11 protein-coding genes and 2 pseudogenes are annotated in these 16325 nt (G+C 62.1%); 11 read left to right on the plus strand and 2 right to left on the minus strand.

Annotated elements, in window-relative coordinates:
* The first annotated feature begins 48 nt into the window (after positions 1-48).
* The 7 genes from ACFXS9_RS11980 (at position 49) to ACFXS9_RS12010 (ending at position 8860) form a co-directional block, all read left to right on the plus strand.
* Positions 49-1041, plus strand: a complete 993-nt coding sequence (locus tag ACFXS9_RS11980; protein ID WP_392689002.1) for a Bug family tripartite tricarboxylate transporter substrate binding protein — start codon at positions 49-51, stop codon at positions 1039-1041.
* 99 nt (positions 1042-1140) lie between these two features.
* A complete protein-coding gene (locus ACFXS9_RS11985) occupies positions 1141-1533 on the plus strand; it encodes a tripartite tricarboxylate transporter TctB family protein (RefSeq protein ID WP_392699739.1) in 393 nt (130 codons plus the stop codon).
* Positions 1534-1544: 11 nt separating this feature from the next.
* A complete protein-coding gene (locus tag ACFXS9_RS11990) occupies positions 1545-3071 on the plus strand; it encodes a tripartite tricarboxylate transporter permease (protein ID WP_392689005.1) in 1527 nt (508 codons plus the stop codon).
* Positions 3068-4099 (plus strand): 4-hydroxythreonine-4-phosphate dehydrogenase PdxA, encoded by a 1032-nt coding sequence (locus ACFXS9_RS11995; RefSeq protein ID WP_392689008.1) that lies wholly within the window; start codon positions 3068-3070, stop codon positions 4097-4099. Before ACFXS9_RS11990 ends, ACFXS9_RS11995 begins: the two co-directional genes overlap by 4 nt.
* A gap of 226 nt (positions 4100-4325) precedes the next feature.
* Positions 4326-4571 carry a hypothetical protein gene (locus ACFXS9_RS12000; RefSeq protein ID WP_392689011.1) on the plus strand — a complete coding sequence of 82 codons (246 nt, stop codon included), beginning with the start codon at positions 4326-4328 and terminating at the stop codon, positions 4569-4571.
* Positions 4572-5877: 1306 nt separating this feature from the next.
* Entirely contained in the window at positions 5878-7092 is a 1215-nt protein-coding gene (locus tag ACFXS9_RS12005) for a LuxR C-terminal-related transcriptional regulator (RefSeq protein ID WP_392689014.1), read from the plus strand.
* Entirely contained in the window at positions 7034-8860 is a 1827-nt protein-coding gene (locus ACFXS9_RS12010; protein WP_392689016.1) for a M10 family metallopeptidase C-terminal domain-containing protein, read from the plus strand. Before ACFXS9_RS12005 ends, ACFXS9_RS12010 begins: the two co-directional genes overlap by 59 nt.
* Positions 8861-9060: 200 nt before the next feature.
* Here the strand turns inward: ACFXS9_RS12010 and metC are convergent, their stop codons facing one another.
* Positions 9061-10254 (minus strand): cystathionine beta-lyase, encoded by a 1194-nt coding sequence (gene metC, locus ACFXS9_RS12015; protein WP_392689019.1) that lies wholly within the window; start codon positions 10252-10254, stop codon positions 9061-9063.
* A gap of 335 nt (positions 10255-10589) precedes the next feature.
* Here metC and ACFXS9_RS12020 point away from each other — a divergent pair.
* From ACFXS9_RS12020 to ACFXS9_RS12035, 4 genes and pseudogenes are all read left to right on the plus strand, one after another.
* Positions 10590-11607, plus strand: a pseudogene (locus tag ACFXS9_RS12020) (amino acid ABC transporter substrate-binding protein).
* 24 nt (positions 11608-11631) lie between these two features.
* Positions 11632-12837, plus strand: coding sequence for an amino acid ABC transporter permease (locus ACFXS9_RS12025; protein WP_392689022.1), 1206 nt, complete (start codon positions 11632-11634; stop codon positions 12835-12837).
* A complete protein-coding gene (locus ACFXS9_RS12030) occupies positions 12834-14357 on the plus strand; it encodes an amino acid ABC transporter permease (protein WP_392689024.1) in 1524 nt (507 codons plus the stop codon). Before ACFXS9_RS12025 ends, ACFXS9_RS12030 begins: the two co-directional genes overlap by 4 nt.
* A 10-nt stretch (positions 14358-14367) precedes the next feature.
* Positions 14368-15111 carry an amino acid ABC transporter ATP-binding protein gene (locus ACFXS9_RS12035; RefSeq protein WP_057844192.1) on the plus strand — a complete coding sequence of 248 codons (744 nt, stop codon included), beginning with the start codon at positions 14368-14370 and terminating at the stop codon, positions 15109-15111.
* Between the two features lie 108 nt (positions 15112-15219).
* Here the strand turns inward: ACFXS9_RS12035 and ACFXS9_RS12040 are convergent.
* Positions 15220-16259 (minus strand): annotated as a pseudogene (locus tag ACFXS9_RS12040) (cysteine synthase A).
* Positions 16260-16325 lie beyond the last annotated feature (66 nt).

Here is a 16325-nt window from a genome sequence, read left to right on the forward strand (position 1 = left end):
AAGACGAGAAGACGAACGACAACAAGAAATGCCTATCCGGAGGAAACCATGAAGATCACGTCAAAACTGCTGCTGTCCACGACGGCTTTCATGCTCGCGGGCGCGCTTCCGGCCACCGCGGCCTGGCAGCCGCAGAAGCCGATCGAGTTCGTCGCTACCGCGGGGCCGGGCGGCGGCACCGACAATCTTGCGCGCGCCGTCCAGAGCATCATCACCAAATACAAACTGACCGACCAGCCGATCGTGGTCGTCAACAAGGGCGGCGGCAGCGGGGCGGAAGGCTATGTCTACGGCAAGGCGTCCGCCGGCGATCCCTACAAGGTGATCTTCGGTACCTCGAACGCGTGGCAGCAACCGCTCGTCTCCAAGGTCGCCTTCAACTACACCGATCTCACCCCGATCGCCGCGATGGCGCAGGACGAGTTCCTGCTGTGGGTGAAACAGGATGCGCCCTACAAGACGGCGGGCGACTTTCTCAAGGCGGCGGCCGCGACCGAGTTCAAGATGGGCGGCGCGCAGTCCAAGGACACCGACGAGGTGCTGACGCGGATGATCGAGAAGGCGGCGCGCGTCAAATTCACCTACATCCCCTTCAAGAGCGGCGCCGAGGCTGCCGTGCAACTGGCCGGCGGCCATATCGATGCCCACGTCAACAATCCCTCCGAGAGCCTTGGGCAATGGCGCGGCAGCACCCAGCGCCCGCTCTGCGCGTTCAGCCCGAAGCGGTTGCCGCAGGGGCCGAAGGTCACGACGTCAGAAGGCTGGAGCGACGTGCCGACCTGCGTCGAGCAGGGGCTCGCGATCTCGCAATATGAGCAGCCGCGGACGGTGTGGCTGCCCGGCAAGGTCAGCCCGGAGCAGGCGGCGTTCTACGTCGATCTATTGAAGAAGGTGCAGGCGACGCCGGAATGGAAGGATTACATCGAAAAGACCTCGCAGGTTGATACCTTCCTGACCGGCGCTGCGCTCGACGACTTCATCAAGCAGGACCTCGAACATGTAAAGCAGGTCGCGGGCGAACAGGGCTGGCTGGTGAAGTAGGGCCGCACCGATGATATCACGACGCGCGCTCGAGATAGCGCCGCGGCGCTGACCGGAATCTTTGGCGTCGTTGTCATTGTTTCCAGCATCGACAACGGCATCGGCTGGTCGAGCGCCGGCGTCGACGCCGGTACGTTTCCGTTCCTCACCGGCATCATCATCGTGCTCGGCAGCTTTTACAACATGGGGCAGGGCGCCATGGGGCGCGGCACCCTTGCAATGGTCAGGATAGCCGTCACGCCGTCCGAATTGCGCCGCTTGGCGGGGTTGTTCGTTCCAGCCGCGATTTTCGTCGCCGTCATTCCACTGGTTGGAATGTATCTCGCCTCGGCGGGCTATGTTTTCGCGGTGCTGGCGCTGCCGAGGCGGCAATCGGTTTTGCGCACGCTTGTTATCGCCGCGGCAACTCCGCTTACGCTTTACGTCGTGTTCGAGCGCATGTTCCAGGTGTCGCTGCCGCACGGCGCGCTCGCCACAGCGTTCGGTTTCTGAAGGGGCGGGCGATGGAAAACCTTCAATCGCTGCTGCACGGTTTCACCATCGCGGTCACCGTTCCGCACCTGACGCTGATGGTGATCGGCGTTCTGCTCGGCATTCTCGTCGGCGTTCTGCCCGGCCTTGGTGCACCAAACGGAGTGTCGCTATTGCTGCCGCTGACCTTCGGCATGCAGCCGGTGTCGGCGATCATCCTGCTTTCGAGCATGTATTGGGGCGCGTTGTTCGGCGGCTCGGTGACGTCGATCCTGTTCAACATTCCGGGCGAACCTTCGTCGGTCGCCACCACGTTCGACGGCTATCCGATGGCGCGCGACGGCAGGCCGACAACGGCGCTGGCCACCGCTTTCGGGTCGGCGGCGTTCGGCGCGCTTGTCGGCGTGATTCTGATTACGTTTCTGGCTTCGTGGGTGGCACAGGTGGCGCTCGCCTTCGGACCGCCCGAATACTTCGCGGTCTATTTCCTCGCCTTCGCCAGTTTCGTCGGCATGGGCGGTGCGGCGCCGATCAAGACGGTGGTGGCACTCGCGATCGGCTTTGCCATCGCCGCGATCGGCATCGATACGGTCTCGGGCAGCGTGCGGCTCACCATGGGTATCGACGAGCTGGTGAAGGGCGTCAGCTTCGTCGTTGCCGTGATGGGGCTGTTCGGCATCGGCGAGTTGCTGATTGCGGTGGAGGAGGAGTTTCAGGCCCGCGCGGTATCGTCGAGGGTGGATTGGAAGGAAGTCTTCCGGGCGCTCGGCCGCCTGCCGCAGCACGGCATTGCATTGCTGCGCAGCGCCGCCATCGGCTGCTGGATGGGCATTACGCCGGGCGGTCCGACCGCGGCTTCCTTCATGAGCTATGGTATCGCCAAGCGCTTCTCGCGCAATGGCGCGCGTTTCGGCACCGGCGAGGCCGAGGGCATCGTCGCGCCCGAGACGGCCGACCACGCCGCCGGCACCAGCGCGCTATTGCCAATGCTCTCGCTCGGCATTCCCGGCTCGGCTACGGCCGCTGTCATGATGGGCGGGCTGATGATCTGGGGATTGAATCCCGGACCGATGCTATTCGTCGACCAGAAGGATTTCGTCTGGGGGCTGATCGCCTCAATGTATGTCGGCAACATCGTTGCGGTTGCGCTCGTGCTGCTGACCGTTCCCGTGTTCGCCGCCCTGATGCGCATTCCCTTCGCCGTCATCGCCCCCCTGATCGTCATCATCTGCGTCGTCGGGGCCTATTCGGTCTCGAACTCCTATCTCGACGTCGTCCTGATGCTCGGCTTCGGTGTCGTCGGCTATCTCTTCAAGAAGCTGCACTATCCGTTGGCGCCGTTGGTGCTTGCGATCGTGATCGGCGACAAAGCCGAGGACGCGTTCCGGCAGGCCATGCTGATGTCGAAGGGATCGCTCGGGATATTCTTTGCGAACCGGCTGGTGACGACCCTCGTTCTGGCCGGGATTGCGTTGCTGCTGCTTCCGCTCGCCCTGCAGATTGTGCGTCTGCTGCGAAAGCCGGACGAAGCCGCTGGTGAAAAGGTGAGGATCATATGAAGCTGGATAGCCCCGGCAAGCCGGTGATCGCGCTGGCGATGGGAGACCCCGCCGGCATCAGCCCGGAGCTGACCGTAAAACTCGCCTGCCTCGATGAAGTCCGTTCCCGCGCACGCCTGATCGTAATCGGAGACCGCCGCGTTTTCGACGAAGGCGCGCGCGTGGCCGGCGTCAGGACCGACCTGCCAAATGTAGCGCCATCCGCGGACCTGCGAACGATCGGCAGTGACGCCGCTTTTATGGACCTTGGCCATCTCGATCCCGCGACCGTAGAGCGTAGTGTCGCGAGCCAGGCCGGCGGCGCGTTCGCGCTGGAGAATTATCGTCGTGCGCTCACGCTGGCGCGTGACGGGCAGGCCGACGCCGTCTGCTTCACGCCGTTCAACAAGAAGGCGATGCGGCTCGCGCGCGCAGAGTATGACGACGAGATCGCGTTCTCCGCCGAGGTCGTCGGCCTGGAAACGCCAGCCAGCGAATTCAACGTGCTCGACAGGCTCTGGAATGCCCGCGTCACCTCGCACATCGCGCTCAAGGACGTGGCCTCGCGTCTCTCCGTCGAACGCATTCATCGCGCGCTGAAACTGACCGATGCCTGCATGCGGCAGGCCGGCTTTGCCGAGCCCCGTATCGCGGTGGCTGGGCTCAACCCGCATGCCGGTGACGGCGGCAATTTTGGCCGCGAGGAGATCGATGTGATCGAACCTGCTGTCATGGCCGGCCGGGCCGAAGGAATGGCGGCGGAAGGGCCGTTTCCGGCCGATACGGTTTTCCTGCGCGCCAAGAACGGGGCCTTCGATGCGGTGCTGACGATGTACCACGACCAGGGCCAGATCGCGATGAAGCTGATGGGCTTCGATCGCGGGGTGACAATTCTCGGCGGCTTCCCGTTTCCGATCTGCACGCCGGCGCATGGCACGGCCTATGACATCGCCGGCCAAGGCGTCGCCTCGGTTGGCGCCAGCCGCGCGGCCTTGTTACTCGCGGCCGAGATGGCGGGCGCGGCCAGGGTGGGAAATCGGGCTGCGTGAAGCGCCGGCCTAGTGTCCTGAATCGCAAGATCGGCGGACGAGGATTGGCGATGGTCGAGCCAGGTGGCAGCCTCGGAGCAGTCGGAGAGCTCCGGGGCCGCTGCTTGATCTCTCTGGTAGGTGGCCCGGTCCACCTTCCGGATGAACCCGCCGGACCGCGCCACTCAGTCAATCTATGCCGGATGCCATATTCAGACTGGCTGTGAATCTTGGCAGAATTTCGTGCATGTTACTCGAGCAGACGATCACCCTTGGGCAAATGCGGCAGTCCGGCGCGCGCCGGCTGCATGTGTTCTGCGGCGACTACAAGTGCTCGCATTCGGTTGTGATGGACGCCGACTGCTGGCCCGAGAGCCTGCGGTTGTCCGATCTGGAGACCCTATTCGTCTGCTCGGTTTGCGGCCATCGAGGCGCCGACGTGCGGCCGGATCATCAGGGAGCAGAACCTCGGCTCGCCAGCGTCGACGGGTGAGAACATTTGCCGAGACCTGGGGTCTTCGTAGAACTACGCGGACAATTTAGGAACGAACTCTTACGCCGGCGTACTACGGCCGCCTCGGAGGCAGGTCCCCGCGTTGGAGCACCGCCAGGAGGCCGCGGCTTGGCTGACCAGCGTGAGCGGGCTTCTCGATGAGCTGCAGCCTACGAACGGTCGACGTCGGGTCTAGGCTTTGTCTTTCGGCGGCCACAGCTCTCAGTTCCGTAGGAGGGTACAGGCAGCGATAATTGCCACTCGAATATGTAGTAGCAGTCTCTAGCTATCTGATCTTTTCCAGCAGAGCCTCTTTCTTCGGCCCCGGTGTCGACCCAAGCAGAGCTTTGGCCTCGCCTTTTCTGCAGCGATGCTCTGTTTGGAACGTAGGGCTTGGATTGCTTACGTCGCTTGCGGCATCTTAGTTCCGAGGCTGGAACTAACGCAACACGCTTACAGTAATCGGTCTGGAAGATCTCTGGTACTTGCACCGTAGGATCACTCGAGGGAAGCCAAGCGAACAGGGCGCTAGCTGCCGGACCAACTTGATGAGCTTGGTCGGAAACTCGCCCTGCTGCTATCGATGGCGACTGAAGTGAAACAGGGCCGGCCTTACTGCTCCTCTAATCGGCGAAGCTGAGCCAGTAACTCTGTCTCTAATTCCCGAAGGTGAGCTGCCGTTGGTTCACTAACGTACTCTTTGGCAAGCTGTCTACAGCGCGCCAACTTTTCATGGATTGCCAATTCTTCTCGCTCGCGATCCATAAAACGTAAGATACGGCAAAGCGAGAAATATTCAACATCAGTGCACTATGACCAAGCTTGCCGGATACAACTGACATCAGCCATTTTCGCGTCCAGTCCAATCGAGCAAGAACTCGGGCTTGCAGTGGGATACAAAAAAGGTTCATTCTGAACGCATGATAATTGAGAGTTCTAAGTGGGTTGGACGCATCCCGCAGCGCACCAAGACGCAAACCGATGGCAGCTTTCTCGCCTTCCCCTCGGGGAATGAGTTATCCGGTTCAGATATTGCGGCGGGCAACCCGGGCTGCCGGCGCCAGGCAATTTAGACTTGGCGTTGGGATAGCAAGAGGACTAAGGCACCGCGCTGGGCAGGCGAGGTCAAGCCTATGTTAGATGTGTCCGCGGACAAAGGAACATTCACGCGCTGCATCCGGCTGGTGATCGCAGATCGACAACCGATCGTTCTGCAGGGGTTGACGTCACTATTCGCAGCACAGCACGGCTTCGAGATTGTTGCATCGTGTAGCCGCGGAACAAGCTGCCTCGATGCGATCGGAATTTGGCACCCGACGTCGCGCTCATTGCTAACACGTTGCCTGACCTGACGGTATCCGAGATCCTCGCCATTGCGAAAGCCGAGAATCTTCCCACTCGGCTGGTGTTCTTTGCCGAACCCGAAGGAGACGACGATCTCACCGTGGCAATCGCGGCCGGCGCTTGCAGTGCAATTTCGAATTACGCGAACCCCGATACCATTCTGCGTTCCCTGAGGCTGATGACGGAGGGCACCAGCGCGCGACCGAAACCGTCCCAAGAGCTCTCGCCAAACGGGAAGGAAGTAGACGGCGCCAAAATCGAAAAAATGCTGAGGGTGCTCACGTGCCGCGAGCGCGAAATCATACGACTGGTGGCCGAAGGTTTGTCGAACAAGGAGATTGCGAGCCAGCTGAACGTTTCCCCAGGCACAGTCAAAGTGCACCTCTACAACATATTTCAGAAGCTTGAAATCAGTAATAGGACCGTGCTCGCCACGATCGCGTTGTTACAACGATCCACCGGCTCAGGGACGCTCTCGCTCGCCGCCCTGGCGTTCGCAATCTTGAGCGACATCAAGCCGTCGAACGCGAACAACACCTTCCTGGATGAGGACAGCACCGCCTACAAGGAGGATCTTGAGCACTCCGTATTTGAGCTCTGGAAGAAAGCGATCCTCCGGCACGTTATCGTTGCAGATCCCGGCGAGACGGTCGTGCTCACCCAGAGGGGCTCCCCAACTAAGGTGAACCAAGTCACGCACTCGGCGGCGAGAATGGAAGAGCTGCACGCGGCTGAGCAGTCCGTCCTCTCCAACTTCCCGAGAGGCTACGGCCCGATCGGATCCGGCACGCCCTATCTTTTCATTTCGCCGCTGCTGCAAGCGATTAGCCAGACCGGCGGCCCCACGGCACAGCAGCAGTTCCCGCCGCCGGAGTTTGCCTCGAATCCGATAAAGAGTCATGCAGGCTATGGCACCTTCAGCATGACGGCCGCCGGCGTGGGGATCTACACACTCGACAACTCCCATGCCGCAGTGCAGGTGCTCGACCCGGGCGAAACGCTGATCGACACATCCACGGTCGCCACCCTGGATGGCGCCACACAAGTGGCGACGATCACCATTCATGACGCCAGCCATGTAGACCCCAACGATGTTGACAACCTGGCTTCGGGGCCAGTTGTCCACGACCCGCCTGCCGCTCGCGTTTGGACACGACGGCGTCGCTGGAGAGGGTAACGCGGCCCGCATAATCCATGGCGTCGCCGGTGACGACATCCTCAACGGCACCGGCTTAGTGGATGTTATCTACGGAGGCTCAGGGAACGATACGATTAGGGGTACCGGTGGAGACGACACGATCTACGGAGGATCCGGCAGCGACACCATCAACGGCAACAACGGTAACGATACCATCATCGGCGGATATGACGGTGACCAGCTGACGGGCAGCAAGGATGATGACATCTTTGTCTATCTTTCAGCGATCGCTTCCAACTCTACCCAGTTCGACACCATCATCGATTTCACATCGGGGGAGGACAAGATCAACCTGGCGGCTTTCGGCGCTCTGGTGTTCCTGCACATGACGTCAGCAACCAAGTCCGTGCCGCCGCATACCCTCGCCTGGATCTACAACCCCGCGAGCAATGAAACAATCATCTATGTGAATCCGACGGATCGCAGCCTTGATATCGGCGATCCGGGCCTGCTGGAAATCCATTTGCAGGGAGTTGTGTCCGTTGCCGAGTCGGATTTCGTCTACGAGCAGGAAGCGGCGGCTGTCGCAGCGGTTTTGGAAGGAATCGATCCTGCGCTGCTGGTGGCGACTGCGAGCGATGAGACCGTTCTCACGGCGGGCACCGCCCTGGCTACGGCTGCGAGCGAGAGCGCGCTCGTAACGGCTGGTATCTGGGCCATGCCTGCCGACGACGGCTTGAGGTTCCATTTCGGGCGAGAGCGGGTCGGTTCCAACGTTTCGAGTAGGCTCACCAATTTCGGCGACGATCCAACTTACGCAACCGAGGAGAGCGACGAGGGTGCGGTTACTGTGCCGGTGCACGTATCATCAATCGAACTTGTTCATAACCAGGCGACGGTCCTGACCGAGGAAAATCTCACTTTCAAGAACGAGCCGGTCCACGCGAACAACGGGGCTATAGCAACGGGGAATGGCAAGGCATCCGCAGCTGTCGAGTTTGAAATTCTCGAGTTTGGGATGCAAAGCGCCGCCCCGGTCGCAGTCGCAGAGCCCGTCGAACCTGGCGTGACACGGGGTAATGGTGGCGGCCATGGCAACTCGCCGCACGCTTCGCCCTCGGCCTCTGGAAAGGCATTGGCGGCCGGCGAATTAACCGAACCGGACGTCGCATCGGGCAACGGCGTGGGCCACAACAACTCGCACTCTTCACACTCGGCATCCGCAAGCACTATGGAAGCGGTCGAGCCGGTCGAATCTGGCGTCGCACCGGCTAAGGGTGGCGGTCACGGTAACTCGCAGCATGCTTCACACTCGGCCTCTGCAAAGGCATTGGCGGCCGGCGAATTAACCGAACCGGGCGTCACGTCCGGCAACGGCGTCGGCGGCCACAACAACTCGCACTCTTCACACTCGGCATCCGCAAGCGCTATGGAAGCGGCCGAGCCCGTCGAATCTGGCGTGACACGGGGTAATGGTGGCAGCCATGGCAACTCGCCGCACGCTTCGCCCTCGGCCTCTGCGAACGCATCAGCGGCCACCCCCCAGCCGGCCGAACCCGCGTGCGGGACCGGCGGCGCTGGCCACGAGCTGGCATTCCACTTCAAAGATCAGGCTGCCCCTTCCACCCCCACCGCGGCCGTTGAGCTAGAAGAGCTTAACGATACGCCCGTTCTCCTCGTTCACGGCGCCGAGCTGGCGGCAGTCCTTGAGATGGGCTCAGCTGCCTTGGAGGAACACGCGACCAGTCACGACAATAACGGTCAGCACCATTCCAGAGCACATTTGCCCCACGAATTGCTCACGTGAAAAGTGTTGGCAGCGGAGTCCCCTATGATAGCAGCGAGCTGCCCTAGGGGGCTTAGCCCCCACTGGGCTGACGGCCCCAGCTAATTTTGCACATTCTAAGATTCGCTGCCCTTTGAGGCGGTGATCGTTCGCACCCTTGAGACCCAGCCCCCGACGCCATCCACCGGAGTTTGCGCGGCATGGTGCGGGCCAGTTGGCTGTCAGGCGGCAGCCTTCAACGCCGCAAAGCCGCGCTCGAGATCGGCCTTGAGGTCGTCGACATTCTCCAGGCCGATGTGGAGCCGCAGCGTCGGCCCGCCGGGGGACCATTTGGTCGCCGTGCGATAGGGATCGCAGTCGAACGGGATGATGAGGCTTTCGAAGCCGCCCCACGAATAGCCCATGCCGAACAGCCTGACGGCGTCGAGCAGGGCATCGACCGCCTTCTGCGGTACCGGCTTCAGCACGATGCTGAACAGGCCGGAGGCGCCGGTGAAGTCGCGCTTCCAGATCGCGTGGCCGGGATGGCTTTCGAGCGCCGGATGCAAGACCTGCAGGACCTCGGGGCGGCCGGCGAGCCAGCGCGCCATTTCCAGGCCCGAGCGGTAATGTTGCGCGAGCCGAACCGAAAGCGTGCGGGTGCCGCGCAGCGCCAGGAAGACGTCGTCCGGTCCGGCGCAGACGCCGAGCAGGCGGATACCCTCGGTGAGCAGCGGCCAGGCTTTCGCGTTCGCCGAAATCGTGCCGAACATGATGTCGGAATGGCCGCCGATATACTTGGTGGCGGCCTGCACGCTGATGTCGACGCCCTGGTCGAGCGAGCGGTGATACAGTGGCGTCGCCCAGGTGTTGTCGTCGATGACGAGCGCGTCCCTTGCATGCGCGACTTCAGCGATGGCGGGAATGTCGCTCATTTCAAACGACTGCGAGCCGGGCGCCTCGACCAGCACCGCCCTGGTGTTCGGTTTGAACAGTTTCTCGATCCCGGCACCGACCAGCGGATCGAAATAGCCGACCTCGACGCCGTAGCGGGTCAGCATGCCGTTGCAGAAATTGCGCGACGGCCGGTAGACATTATCGGTCACCAGCAGATGATCGCCGGCCTTCAAGACCGATAGGAGTGTAGTGGTGATTGCGGCAAGTCCCGATGGCGCGAGGCCTACGCCCGCGCATTGCGGGCCCTCCAGTGACATCAGCACGTCCTGCAGAGCCAGCGTGGTCGGGCTCCCGTGACGCCCATATGAGAATTCGGCGCGGTGCGCGTGCAGGTCCTCGGCGGTCGGATAGAGCACGGTCGACCCGTGGTACACCGCCGGATTGACGAAACCCCTTTGTCCCTTCGTGTCGCGGCCCCCGGTGACCAGTCTGGTTTCGGGCGTTTGCGGGTCGGACGGACCGTCGTGCGAAAAGCTCATGCGTTTGCATTATCCAAGACGTTATGCCGCAGCCACAACTTGATCGCGAAAACACCGGCGAGCGGCGGGTCGAGGCCGGGTGCGTTAATAACAAGAGACAGAAGAGGGCAGTCAACCCCTTGACCCGGCACGCCAGTCGTTCTGAGATGCGCGCCAACGAACAGTCGCTGCAAGTTGAGGGGCCTGCCGCGATATCAGATCCACCGCCTGACCGGATTGGCACGCTAAATGCACGGTCGGGACGACGCTTTTCAGCGAGGGATCAGCGGGTTGGCCCCACAACGTCAGGCGTTGCCTAAAACGATCTCCGGACGTCCCCTTGAAAGGCCTAACCCATGAAACGCGTATCTCTGGTTGTCACCCTTGCCCTAGCCGCCGGCCTCTCGGCCCAGGCCGCCTCGGCGCAAACCCTCAAGACGGTCAAGGACCGGGGCATGCTGTCCTGCGGGGTCAGCCAGGGCCTGCCGGGCTTCTCGACGCCGGACGACAAGGGTAACTGGACCGGGCTCGACGTCGACATCTGCCGGGCGATCGCGGCTGCCATTTTCAACGACGCGTCCAAGATCAAGTTCGTCCCGCTCTCGGCCAAGGACCGTTTCACCGCGCTGCAGTCGGGCGAGATCGACGTGCTGTCCCGCAACACCACCTGGACGCTGTCGCGCGATACTTCGCTGGGCGCCAGTTTCACCGGCGTTACCTATTATGACGGCCAGGGCTTCCTGGTGAAGAAGTCGCTGAAGGTGAATTCGGCGCTGGAGCTCAACAGTGCGTCGGTTTGCGTGCAGACCGGCACCACCACCGAGCAAAAACCTCGCCGACTACTTCAAGGGCAACAACATGAAGTACGAGGTGATCGCGTTCGCGACCGCCGACGAAACTATCAAGGCCTATGAATCCGGCCGCTGCGACGTGTTCACCTCCGACGTCTCCCAGCTCTATGCCGAACGCCTGAAGGTCGCCAACCCGGCCGAGCACGTCGTGCTGCCCGAGGTGATCTCGAAAGAACCGCTCGGACCGATGGTCCGCCATGGCGACGATCAGTGGTTCGATATCGTGAAATGGACGCTTTATGCGATGGTCGGTGCCGAAGAGCTCGGCTTGACACAGAAGAATGTGGACGAGATGGCCAAGTCCGACAAACCCGAGGTCAAGCGCGCCGTCGGCACAGACGGCAATCTGGGCGAGCAACTCGGCCTGACCAAGGACTGGATGGTGCGGATCGTGAAGGCGGTCGGCAATTACGGCGAATCTTTCGAGCGTAACGTCGGCTCCGGCTCCAAGCTCGCCATCGCCCGCGGCCTCAACAACCTGTGGAGCAAGGGCGGTATCCAGTACGCGCCGCCGATCCGCTAAGCGCCAGCGAGAGGGGCTGCGGCGATGGCTATCGAACCCCGACAACCACCGTCGCAGCTACTTCCCAAGCTGCAGCGGGCGCTCGGCGGCCGGGCGGGCTGGAGCGGCTTCGTACTCCAGCTCCTGTTCGTCGCCGCACTCGCCTGGATCTCCTACGAGATCGTCGCCAATGCCCGCGCCAATTTGCAGGCGCAGCGGATCACCGCGGGCTTCGGCTTCCTTGCCAACAATGCCGGCTTTGACGTCAGCCAGAGCCTGATCCCCTATTCGGGGTCCGATCCCTACACGCGCGTCTTTGTGGTCGGCCTGCTCAACACGTTGCTGGTCTCGGTGATCGGCATCTTCTTCGCCACCCTGATCGGCTTCCTGGTTGCCCTCGGCCGGCTGTCGCCGAACTGGCTACTGGCGCGAATCTCGGGCGGCTATGTCGAACTGATCCGCAACCTGCCGCTGCTGTTCCAGATCCTGTTCTGGTATCTCGCGGTGCTCGCCGCTTTGCCCAATCCGCGGCAGAGCATCTCGGTCTTCGACAGTTTCTTTCTCAGCAATCGCGGGCTGGTCATTCCGAAGCCGATCGGGGAGCCTGGCTTCGAGCCGTTCGTTGTCGCCTTGCTGGTTGCGGTCGTCGCCGCGATCATGTTGTGGCGCTACGCGCGCCGTCAGCTCTTCCAAAGCGGCAAGGTGATCAAGGTCTGGCCTTACGCGCTCGGCATGGTGGTCGGCCTGCCGTTGCTCAGCGTGCTGATTTTCGGCGCACCTGTCACGTTTGAGGTGCCCGTGCTCAGGGGCTTCAACTTCGCCGGCGGTTCTCGGCTCATTCCCGAATTCGTCGCGCTGACACTGGCGCTGTCGACATACACGGCGGCCTTCATCGCCGAGATCGTGCGCGCGGGTATTCTCTCCGTGCACAAGGGCCAGATGGAAGCCGGCTCCTCGCTGGGACTGCAGCGCGGCTCGGTGTTGCGGCTGATCGTGATCCCGCAGGCGATGCGCGTGATCCTGCCCCCGCTCACCAACCAGTATCTCAACCTGACCAAGAACTCATCGCTGGCGGTTGCGATCGGCTATCCCGATCTGGTCTCGGTGTTCGCCGGAACCACGCTGAGCCAGACCGGGCAGGCGATCGAAATCATCGGTATCACCATGGGCGTCTATCTCCTGATCTCGCTGGTCACCAGCGCAATCATGAGCTTCTATGGATGGCGGATCAGCCGGAGCATGGGCGGATGAGCGACACGACTTCATCCATTTTCGTCCGCCAGGACCTCGTGCCGGAGCGGGCCGCGCCGGTGAAGACCACCGGGTTCGTCGGCTTCCTGCGTACGCGCCTGTTCAATTCGCCGACCAACATTCTGATCACCATCGTCAGCGTGTTGTTGCTGTGGGTCATCCTGGTGCCCGCGCTGAAATTCGCGTTCATCGATGCGGTCTGGATCGGCAAGGACCGCACCGCCTGCCTCCCGAAGAATCCCGGCGATGTGGTTGGCGCCTGCTGGCCGTTTATTCAGGCCAAGTTTTCGCAGTTCATCTATGGCTTCTATCCGGAGCCGGAGCGCTGGCGCGTCAATCTGACCTTCATTCTTGCCGCTATCCTGCTGGTTCCGCTGCTGATTCCGCGGCTGCCGGCCAAGGGTCCCAACGCCATTCTGTTCTTCGTGGCGTTACCTGTCGTCGCCTTCTTCCTGCTGCGCGGCGGCGGACTCGGCGGCTTCGGCGTGAGCTGGACGGCCGGGCTTCTCTCGGGCTTCAACGACAGTATCGGCGACGGCGGCAGGAAGCTGGTGGCCTCCGGCGAGACGACGGCCATTATCGGACCGCTGCTATGGGTCATCGGCAAGCTGATCGTGCTGGTGAGCACGGTGGTCGGCTGGGTGCTGCTGCCGCTGACCTGGCTGCGCGATCAGATCCAGGCTTTTGGCCGTCCGGTCTGGGCGGATCTCGGGGCAACCGCCGTGATCGTGTCGGCGCTGCTGTTCTGGCTTGGCGGCGGCCTGCGGTCCGGCTGGCGTCCGCTTATCACCTGCCTTGGGATCTTCGTCGCCATCGCCCTCGTAATCGCCGTGATGGGGCTCGACAGCGGTGGACTTCCCGAGGTGGACACGCGCTTGTGGGGCGGCCTTCTGGTGACGCTGGTGGTATCCGTCACCGGCATCGTCGCTTCGATGCCGGTCGGCATTGCGCTGGCGCTGGGGCGGCGCTCGACCATTCCGCTGATCCGTATTTTCTCGATCGCCTTCATCGAATTCTGGCGCGGCGTTCCGCTGATCACCGTGCTGTTCTTTGCAACCTATATGCTGCCGCTATTCGTCCCGGCCGGCTTCACTATCGACGGGCTGATGCGTGCCCTGATCGGCATCGCGCTGTTCGCGGGCGCCTATCAGGCCGAAGTCATCAGGGGCGGCCTCGCGGCGATCCCGCGTGGGCAGGGCGAGGCGGCGAGCGCGCTTGGCCTGTCCTGGGCCAAGACCACGGCGCTGATCGTGATGCCGCAGGCGCTGCGCCACGTCATCCCCGGTCTCGTCAACAGCTTCATCGCGCTGTTCAAGGACACTTCGCTGGTCTCGATCGTCGCGCTGTTCGATCTGCTCGGGCAGCTCAGGGCTTCCTTCAGCGATCCGGTCTGGTCGACGCCGACGACGCTGTTCACCGGCTTTGCCTTCACCGGACTGATCTATTTCGTCTTCTGCTTCGGGATGTCGCGTTACTCGCTGTTCGTCGAGAACCGGCTGAACGCACATCGTCGCAACTGAGTACATCACCATGACCGCAAACTCGATCGTTGGCATCAACGCACTCAACAAATGGTACGGCGATTTTCACGTGCTGCGCGACATCAACCTCGATGTCGCCAAGGGCGAGCGCATCGTGATCTGCGGCCCGTCGGGCTCGGGCAAGTCGACGCTGATCCGCTGCATCAACGCGCTGGAGGAATTCCAGGAAGGCCAGATCGTGGTCGAGGGCATCGAGCTCGGTCCGAACCTGCGGCGGGTGGATGAAGTTCGCCGCGAGGTCGGCATGGTGTTCCAGAGTTTTAACCTGTTTCCGCACTTGACCGTGCTGGAGAACTGCACGCTGGCGCCGATCTGGGTACGCAACATTCCGAAAAAGGACGCCGAGGCGACCGCGATGAAATTCCTGGAGCGGGTCAAGATCCCGCATCAGGCCAACAAATATCCCGGCCAGATGTCGGGCGGTCAGCAGCAGCGCGTTGCCATTGCCCGCGCACTGACCATGAATCCGAAGGTGATGCTATTCGACGAGCCGACCTCGGCGCTCGACCCGGAAATGGTCAAGGAAGTGCTCGACACCATGGTCGATCTCGCCAAGGAAGGCATGACCATGCTGGTGGTCACCCACGAAATGGGATTTGCCCGCGAAGTCGCCAACCGCGTCGTCTTCATGGACGCGGGTCAGGTCATCGAGTCAAACACGCCGCATGAATTCTTCGCCAACCCGCAGCACGCGCGGACGAAGCTGTTCCTGAGCCAGATCTTGCGGCATTGATCAGTCGCGTAGGGTGGGCAAAGCGCAGCGTGCCCACCAAAAGCGCCGCCGCTGAGAGATGGTGGGCACGGCACAAGAGCGCCTTTGCCCACCCTACAACGCTTCCGCTCACACCTTCTCGAACGGCACCTCGATCTTGGTGCGCTTCTCCAGCCATGCCGGCACCGGCAGGTTCTTCGAGCGCATGAATGCCGGATTGAACAGCTTTGACTGATAGCGGCCGCCGGGTCGGCAAGGATGGTGACGATGGTCTTGCCGGGTCCGAGCTGCTTTGCCAATCGGATCGCACCAGCGACGTTGATGCCGGTGGAGCCGCCAAGGCACAGGCCTTCCTGCTCGAGCAGTTCGTAGATCACCGTTACAGCTTCCTCGTCGGAAACCAGGAAAGCGTCATCGACAACAGCGGTCTCGATGATGGGCGTGACGCGGCCGAGCCCGATGCCTTCGGTGATCGAGTCGCCTGGCGTCGATTTGGCGGTGCCATGCTTGAACAGCTCATACATCGCAAAGCCGTGCGGATCGGCACAGGCGGTCACGATGTCCTTGTTCTTCTCCTTCAGAAAGCGGCTGACGCCCGCGAGCGTGCCGCCGGTGCCGACCGAGCAGATAAAGCCGTCGACCTTGCCGCCGGTCTGCTCCCAGATCTCGGGTCCGGTGGATTCGTAGTGCGCCTTGGCGTTGTCGAGGTTGTTCCACTGGTCGGCGAACAAGACGCCGTTCGGCTCGGTCTTGCGAAGCTGGTCAGCGAGCCGCCGCCCGACATGCTGATAATTGTTCAGATTGGAATAGGGCAGTTGCGGCACTTCGATGAGCTCTGCGCCGCACAGCCGCAGCATGTCCTTCTTTTCCTGGCTCTGCGTTTCCGGGATCAGGATCAGCGTGCGGTAACCGCGGGCGCTGGCGACCACGGCGAGCCCGATGCCGGTATTGCCAGCGGTTGATTCCACCACGAGCCCGCCCGGCTTGAGATCGCCGCGCTTTTCGGCTTCGAGGATCATCCACTTGCCGGCGCGGTCCTTGACCGACTGGCCGGGATTCATGAATTCGGCCTTGCCGAGAATGGTGCAGCCGGTCGCTTCCGAAGCGTGCTTCAGCTTGATGAGGGGTGTGTTGCCGATCGCTTCGATGACGTCTTTGTTGAAGGCCATGTCTTTGAAATCGCCGGTTTGTTTGCCTAATCGTTAGGCGACCCTAAAGGAGGGCCGCCAGCCACA

Source organism: Bradyrhizobium sp. RDI18, from assembly GCF_043203335.1.
In the GTDB taxonomy this organism is placed as follows: domain Bacteria; phylum Pseudomonadota; class Alphaproteobacteria; order Rhizobiales; family Xanthobacteraceae; genus Bradyrhizobium; species Bradyrhizobium retamae.